The sequence below is a fragment of the Neisseria sp. P0009.S007 genome (assembly GCF_051962515.1).
Genome location: NZ_JBQCVF010000901.1, coordinates 1 through 436 on the forward strand (window position 1 = coordinate 1; position 436 = coordinate 436).

1 protein-coding gene is annotated in these 436 nt (G+C 42.0%); it reads left to right on the top strand.

Annotated elements, in window-relative coordinates; genetic code table 11:
- Positions 1-154, top strand: a 154-nt coding sequence (locus ACTHS3_RS17025; RefSeq protein WP_440368645.1) for a cadmium resistance transporter, incomplete at its 5' end; no start/stop codon positions are given.
- Between the last annotated feature and the right edge of the window lie 282 nt (positions 155-436).

Below are 436 nucleotides of genomic sequence, written 5' to 3' on the forward strand. Positions count from 1 at the left end.
AGTATATACAGCACAAAGATTGGCTAATATTGCAGGTATTGGTGAAATTGTAGAGAAGTTTAGTCGTTGGATAATGGCTGTTATTTATATTGGTTTAGGATTATTTATTATTATTGAAAACAATACAATTCAAACAATAATATCAATAATATGAATGATACGGGCATTTGAGTATCTGACAAACCTTGCGGTTCGTTGCCCTCTCCCACGGGGAGAGGGAATCAAGTTGCTGAAAATCAAAGAGTGCAGGATTGGGAATTAGATGGCAGGTAAACCTGAAAATGTTCAGGCTCGACAGCCCAATTCCCTCTCCCCGTGGGAGAGGGCTAGGGAGAGGGCAAGCAAGCCGCAGGCTTGCCTCTTTGGCAAAAGATACGGCCCTGTCCTCCCAATAAATCTATATCCGAAAGCATCTTCATGCAGAATCAAGCCAAAC